This is a genomic window from Paenisporosarcina sp. TG20 (assembly GCF_000286315.1).
GTDB lineage: Bacteria > Bacillota > Bacilli > Bacillales_A > Planococcaceae > Paenisporosarcina.
In genome coordinates, this window is record NZ_ALJG01000336.1 from 21,923 (window position 1) to 28,826 (window position 6,904).

Consider the following 6,904-nt stretch of genomic DNA (forward strand, 5'->3'; position numbering starts at 1 on the left):
TGCTGGAAGATGTTTGATTGCAGTGAAGAAATATGGGCTTTAACAAAGCAGTTGGTACGAATTGAAAGTATTGTCAATGAAGGCGGGGAGAAGGTGATGTCACAAGGGCTTTATACCTTAATCTCATCATATCCATATTTTCAACAAAAAACTGAGCAAGTAATCTATCAACAGACTGAAGACGATGACCAAGAGCGTTACAACGTCATTGCTTTTGTGAAAGGTACAAAAAGTCCATCTAATAAGACCGTACTATTAATGGGTCATATTGATACAGTTGGCATCGACGATTTTAATTTAAAAGATCTTGCACTAGATCCTGATGCCTTAGCACAAGGATTAAAACAGGAAGACTTACCTGAAGTTGTGAAAGACCACCTAGAGTCAGGAGAGTTTGAGTTTGGTCGAGGTGTGCTTGATATGAAGTCAGGAATATCTAGCCATTTATACTTGTTGAAATATTATTCTGAACACCCTGATGAGCTAGAAGGGAATTTAATGGTGGTGTTTGAGTGTGATGAAGAAGATGGTTCACACGGTATTTTATCAGCATTAAAAGAATTAAAACGGCTTCGAGACCTACATGGATTTGATTATGTAGCTGCGATTAACGCTGATTTTGTATCTCCTCGCTACAATGGCGATCAAAATCGCTATATTTATAAAGGAACAGTTGGAAAGTTGTTACCATCCTTCTTTATTACAGGGTCTGAAACACATGTAGGTTCATGTTTTGAAGGCATCGATCCAAACTTTATAGCAGCGCATTTAACACGACAAATTAGTTACAATCCAGCGCTTTGTAACGAAGCTTTTGGAGAGACAACCGTTCCACCGGTTTCATTAAAACAAATGGACTTGAAACCAACATACACAGTTCAAACAGCACTTTCTGCATATGTATATTTCAATTTCTTTATTCACTCTTGGTCTCCAAAAGAAGTTCTTGAACGTTTGAAAGTTGAAGCTGAGACTGCTTTTTCTACTGCATTAAAAGAGTTTAAGCAACATTATGTTACATTTAGCGAAGTAAGTGGAGAACCGATGAATGACATCACTTGGGAACCACGAGTAATGACTTATGAGGACATGCACACGATTTTATTAAATGAGCACGGTGAACTATACACAAGTCATATGGAGACTTTTAAAGAGAAATTAATGCTACAAACTGATCTTGATACCCGTATGTTTGCAGCTCGCGTTGTTGAAGAAGCTTGGAAATGGATGCCAGATAAAAACCCAGCTATTATTATGTTTTATTCTTCACTTTATTCACCACGAATTGAAGTGACTGGTAAAAATGAGAAAGAACAAAACTTGCTGGATGCATTAGATGCAGCAGTGGAAACCATTCAACCTAGCTATCCGCATCCAATCGTAACGAAAAACTTTTTCCCATATATCTCAGATATGAGTTTTGTTGCATTAAGTGATGATGCACAAGAAATTTCAGCCGTCTCAATGAATAACCCTGGGTGGGGAACAAAACACTACGTCGACTATGAAGCTATTCGCACAATAAATGTTCCTATCATCAACATAGGCCCTTATGGATACGACGCACATAAACAATATGAAAGGATGGAAAGAAACTTCTCACTTAATATTGTTCCGAACCTAACAAACCAAGTATTAAAGAGTCTCATCGGATAGAAATATAATTTAATGATGTTTAACCATTGATGTTTCGTGCAATTCTTAAAGTAATGAGGGTGGATAGAGACCCAGTCTTGGTACTTTAGAATTGTTCGCTATATGTAAAATAGTGGATTACGAATGTTCTTGATTTTTCGGAAATGAAGGAAGAAAAATAAAAGATTACTGAGATAGTTGTCTTTATACCCCCTCTACCGATACAATTAGAGAATAGGAAGCCAACACATGCCTGTCAAACCGACTTTAAAGGAGAATGTTTTATGGAAATTTCAAATCACGTGGTTCGCAAAATAAACGATCCAACAGGTATTATTGAAGGAGATCGTTATGAATACTTACTAGATGTTGAGGTTGAAGAAGACGATGAGCTATTCACAGAAGGTGGATTAGAACTTCGTGTAATTTTTGCTTCAGATGAAAACGTTCAACGCGTTGTAAAGTATCATTTTACAGATAAATTATCTAAAGAAGTTTTAGATTTTGCTCTTGAAGACGATGAAGAAGTCGAAATTCTAGAGTTCTGCAAAAATAACCTATAAGTTAAAGCCCCTTTTACAGAGCTATTTCTTTTCTAAAAAGAAGATTTAGCTGTGCTAAAAGGGGCTTTTTTTGTATTCGACGTCAAGCATAATTGAGCGAATGCTTATCTTATTCACAAGCAAAGTTGTCTTGATCACGGTCCATCTTAGCTTGGTAGGCAGGGTGGTCCCTCTCAACACCATCTGGATACTTAGTGCGGAGATGTGTACAATTATCAAACCATTCCGTAGTGTCAGTAGTAGTTGATGGTTCTTCATTTGAATTACTGTCGGTAGAAGTAGGACGAATATTCGCAAAACCCGAGTCCGTTGCATAGTTTTCAACAGCCCAGAATCCTAACTCCTTCGATTGAGCTTCTTTCTGAGCTTCTTGATAAGGTGTGAGATGACGGGTATTTGGTGGATATACATAAGCAACGCGTGCTAACCCTTCGCGTATTAACGTTTCTTGAACGCTTTTGCCATTGACATAAACGTATGCTAACAGTCGGCCATATTTATCTCGCTTTTCACCAACATCAAATTCAAGCGTTAATTTCCCACTACTAACGAGCGTTTTATTACGTTCTTTTGCTTCGGGTCCGAAAGGTTGCTTCCCAAGACGAGGATGATTCGTTTCGGGTGTGTCAATCAGTAAATAACGAACAGGCTCATTTACGCCTTTATACATTACGCGAATCGTATCACCATCAGTAGTAGAAACAAGTGTGACAGGAAATTTTCCGGTTGTTCCTTCTTTTGCAGTAGTCTTTGTAATACTATCTTTGGATTCGGTTTCATCTGTTAGTTTCATTGACTCTTTTGTAACTTCTAAAGTTGCAGATTTATCAACTTGTACGTCATTTCCCTTGTCCTCATTGGTCAACGTCGTACCACAACCTGAAAATACAAGAGCACTTCCAAAAATTAATATGAATAAAAATTTTCTGTGATAATTAAAAATCACTTTAAGATCCTCCCTAATCATTCCTTTTTTATTATAACAACAAGGTCAAATGATTAAGTGCGGGAATTGTCGCCTTTTAAGAAAAATTGTCCACCTTATCTCTTAAAGTGGTGATCTAAGGTTTTTAGACAGATTGCCACTGGTAACCAAATTGATTTATTTATTTAGTAAGTTAGTTTTTTGAAGATACCACTAAAAATCGTACAATCTTATCTGTATAGTTAAACCAATAATGCATTTTTTGTGCATCAAACAAAGTGGATTCCTGTCCATGAAGTTGGAATCGTTCTCCGTTTACTTCAACGGTTAATAAGCCCTCTATTACAAATAAAAATTCATGTCCACTATGAGAAAAAGGATTCCCCTCATTTTCACCTGGTTGTAGCGTAACCAAAATAGGAGAAAAGCAGGCTTCTATAACGCCATTAGATAAATCCTTGTAGTAAAATGTCTCCCGACGAATTGCCAAAGCGTCCTGTGTATCATCTACAGCAAAAAAAACACTTGGATTTACTCCTAATGCATCGGCTATTTTTTTTAATGATTCCAATGTAACGCTAGATTTACCACGTTCTACTTGTGATAAAAAGCTGATGGATACGCCTGTTTGTTGTGCCAAATTTTTTAACGTTAATTCTCGCTCTTTGCGTAGATTTTTTAATGTAATACCCACAAATCCTTGCGGCATAAGAATTCCTCGTTTTATTGTGACTTTCCTTTATCATACGCATTCAAATTAGGAACATCAATAGAATTTATTTGCAACAGAGTATTGACAGAAAATTTTTAACTATTAGAATAGGTTTTAAGGAAATTAAAGTAACACTTCAATTTCGAACTTACATAAGGGGGAACTAAGATGAATAAAAAACAAACAAGACGGGTATTAATCGCCAGTCTAGTTGGGAGCTCTATCGAGTGGTTTGATTATTTCTTATACGGAACAGTTGCTGCACTTGTATTTAATCAATTATTTTTCGTAACTGAAGATCCGAATGTCGGACTTATTTTAGCGTATGCATCATTTGCTTTAGCCTTTTTCATTCGACCATTTGGTGGAGTAATTTTCAGCCACATAGGTGACCGTATTGGTCGTAAAAAAACACTAGTTATCACCTTAAGTATAATGGGGATAGCTACTTTTGGAATGGGCTTATTGCCAACGTATCAAGCGATTGGGATTTGGGCACCAATCTTGCTAATCACACTTCGCTTAGTCCAAGGTTTAGGAATTGGAGGAGAGTGGGGAGGCGCACTTTTATTAGCTGTCGAATATGCACCGCCTGAAAAACGCGGATTGTATGGTAGTATTCCACAAATGGGTGTTACCATTGGAATGTTAATGGGGACAATCGCTTTATGGATAATGACAATGCTTCCTGAGGAGTCATTTATGACATGGGGCTGGCGTGTACCGTTTATTTTAAGTGCTTTATTAGTCATTTTTGGTCTATGGATTCGTCATGGTATTGACGAAACGCCTGAATTTAAAAAAGTGCAAGAATCTGGGGAAATTCCAAAGTTACCAATTGCGGATACGCTTAAATACCATTGGCGTGAAGTGTTAATTGCCATTGGAGCAAAAGTTGTTGAAACAGCACCTTTCTATATTTTCAGTACATTTGTTGTGTCTTACGCAACAACAAATTTGGGATTCACAAGATCATCTACATTGGCGGCAGTTATGATTGCAACGGTTGTAACGACAATCTTAATTCCAATCATGGGGAACTTATCAGATAAAGTAGGACGTAAAAAGTTGTATGTATCAGGCGCGGTGGGTATGGCCCTTTTTGCATTCCCATACTTTTGGATGATACATCAAGGTTCAGTAGCTTTGTTAATTATCGCGACAGTCATTGGTTTAGGAATCATTTGGGCACCAATTACCGCCGTTCTAGGAACTATGTTCTCTGAAATCTTTGATGCAAGAGTACGCTATACAGGTATTTCATTAGGCTATCAAATCGGTGCAGCATTAGCTGGCGGAACAGCCCCACTTGTTGCAACTGCATTGCTTGTTAGTTTTGATAATTCATACATTCCTGTGGCAATCTACATCATCTTTACGGCAGTCATTTCCCTAGTGGCAATTTGGGCAATGAAAGACCGCGGCAATCAACAATTAGATCAAAGTATAGTAGTAAAAGAACGAAGCGTATAAGTTTCTGTAGGGCCGACCAAACCTCCGTTGTTTACGCTTTTCCTTGAGGAGGAAAAAATATGCTTGTTATCAATGAAGTGCAAATTCAACAATTATACAAAATGAACGATGCGATAAAAGATATTACGGGGATGTTAGAGGCAAAAGAAGCTGGAAAAGTAAACAATCCCCATCGTACCGTTCTTGATTTTCCAAAATACGAAGCTTCTGCCTTATATATGCCAAGTGCTGATTTATCCTCCGAAGTATCTTCGGTAAAAGTTGTAACGATCTTTCCTGGTAATCCGGCACAAGGAAAACCGACCACACAAGGATTATTATTACTAACTGATACTACAAATGGAGAACATCTAGCTATGATGAATGCATCGTATTTAACGCGATTGCGTACAGGGGCACTATCTGCTATTGCGACTGATTTATTAGCAATGAAAAACAGTCGTGTACTGACGGTAATTGGCACTGGAGCTATGGCCTTTGAACAAGTACTTGGCGTGTTAGCAGTTCGAGACATAGAGAAAATCATTCTCGTGAACCGGACAAGCGAAAAAGCTGAAGTTTTTGGAACTAAACTGAATGACTTTGGTGTGAACATAGCGTTTGAAGTAGAAAAAGATGTCTCAAAAGCTATCAAACAAGCACATATAATATGTTGTTCTACCCGTTCCGATAAGCCTGTATTTAATGGGAATGACGTACAACTAGGCACCCATATTAATGGTGTGGGTTCGTATTTACCACATATGCAAGAAGTAGATGAGATAACTATTTTAAATGCAGACAAAATTGTAGTAGACGACTTAGCTGGCGTAAAAAATGAGGCGGGTGAGTTAATGCATGCGGCAGATAGTGGTAAATGGTCTTTTGATCTTGTCCATGCACAACTAGGAGAACTAGTCGGCAGCATGAAAGAGGGACGCCAATCTCCACAAGAAATTACATTCTTTAAGTCAGTTGGTGCTGCTTATTTCGATCTAGCAGTTGCAAAGGGCGTCTATGCAAAAGCAATAAAAGCGAGTGTGGGAATACAAGTAGAAATTTAATAAATAGATGTTTTTCAAAGGCGCTCATTTCTCTGTAATCGAGAAGTGAGCGCCTTTTCTTTCGTATTCTTACTCTGAATCCTTTCTAGTGGAAGTGAATTTTGTTCAGTGACATATTCTTGATTAGTATCCTATGTAAATATAGGTGAGTACTTTCATCCTTGTCAAAACGGACAACTTAGGAGGACGTGGCTTCCACCACAACTCCCATGAAAAAACCCAGTACTCGAGGTTTGGGTAGGTAAAAATTCAAATCAATTTAGTGTCCATTAATAGTGAATGCTTTTTAATTTAAGCGCATGATAGTTGAATATTATTCATCTATGTAACAAAACTCGTCCTTTTCTGAACACGGCACAAATGGTTAAAAAAACATCATTTTGGTCTAATAAACTTTAACAAAACTCTGCCCATTAATCTATGTCCATAAATCATATCAATCTAGTACAAAGAAGGGCTATTTTTATCTTTATTTTTATAACTAATTTTATGATTGTTGAATTTTAAGTAGGTAGAAGATTGTAGTGAAAAGCGGCGACTCCAGGAGCGACCG

The 6,904-nt window shown here is 37.5% G+C and carries 6 protein-coding genes; 4 read left to right on the plus strand and 2 right to left on the minus strand.

Translation table 11 applies throughout. From position 1 onward, the window contains the following. Positions 1-9: 9 nt before the first annotated feature. Together B371_RS0114840 and B371_RS0114845 are read left to right on the plus strand one after the other, a co-directional pair. Positions 10-1,656: a M20/M25/M40 family metallo-hydrolase gene (locus tag B371_RS0114840; RefSeq protein ID WP_019415101.1), complete on the plus strand. Its 1,647-nt coding sequence runs from the start codon at positions 10-12 to the stop codon at positions 1,654-1,656. A gap of 263 nt (positions 1,657-1,919) precedes the next feature. Beyond that, on the plus strand, positions 1,920-2,198 hold the full coding sequence (locus tag B371_RS0114845) for a DUF6509 family protein (RefSeq protein WP_019415102.1): 279 nt from the start codon (positions 1,920-1,922) through the stop codon (positions 2,196-2,198). Between the two features lie 109 nt (positions 2,199-2,307). Here B371_RS0114845 and B371_RS0114850 read toward each other — a convergent pair whose 3' ends face one another. Together B371_RS0114850 and B371_RS0114855 are read right to left on the minus strand one after the other, a co-directional pair. Continuing rightward, positions 2,308-3,144 carry a thermonuclease family protein gene (locus tag B371_RS0114850; protein ID WP_019415103.1) on the minus strand — a complete coding sequence of 279 codons (837 nt, stop codon included), beginning with the start codon at positions 3,142-3,144 and terminating at the stop codon, positions 2,308-2,310. Positions 3,145-3,316: 172 nt separating this feature from the next. Then, positions 3,317-3,832 carry a helix-turn-helix domain-containing protein gene (locus B371_RS0114855; RefSeq protein ID WP_019415104.1) on the minus strand — a complete coding sequence of 172 codons (516 nt, stop codon included), beginning with the start codon at positions 3,830-3,832 and terminating at the stop codon, positions 3,317-3,319. A gap of 171 nt (positions 3,833-4,003) precedes the next feature. Between B371_RS0114855 and B371_RS0114860 the strand changes: the two genes are divergently transcribed. After that, positions 4,004-5,308, plus strand: coding sequence for an MFS transporter (locus B371_RS0114860; protein WP_019415105.1), 1,305 nt, complete (start codon positions 4,004-4,006; stop codon positions 5,306-5,308). 59 nt (positions 5,309-5,367) lie between these two features. Next, the gene (locus B371_RS0114865; protein WP_019415106.1) at positions 5,368-6,351 is read left to right on the plus strand and encodes an ornithine cyclodeaminase family protein; all 984 of its coding nucleotides are present in this window, start codon (positions 5,368-5,370) and stop codon (positions 6,349-6,351) included. The last annotated feature ends 553 nt before the right edge of the window (positions 6,352-6,904 follow it).

What these genes read in the sequence shown, in the direction of transcription:
- B371_RS0114860 (WP_019415105.1), top strand. Translation starts at nt 4,004, where the DNA reads ATGAATAAAAAACAAACAAGACGGGTATTAATCGCCAGTCTAGTTGGG.
- B371_RS0114855 (WP_019415104.1), bottom strand. Translation starts at nt 3,832, where the DNA reads ATGCCGCAAGGATTTGTGGGTATTACATTAAAAAATCTACGCAAAGAG.
- B371_RS0114845 (WP_019415102.1), top strand. Translation starts at nt 1,920, where the DNA reads ATGGAAATTTCAAATCACGTGGTTCGCAAAATAAACGATCCAACAGGT.
- B371_RS0114840 (WP_019415101.1), top strand. Translation starts at nt 10, where the DNA reads ATGTTTGATTGCAGTGAAGAAATATGGGCTTTAACAAAGCAGTTGGTA.
- B371_RS0114865 (WP_019415106.1), top strand. Translation starts at nt 5,368, where the DNA reads ATGCTTGTTATCAATGAAGTGCAAATTCAACAATTATACAAAATGAAC.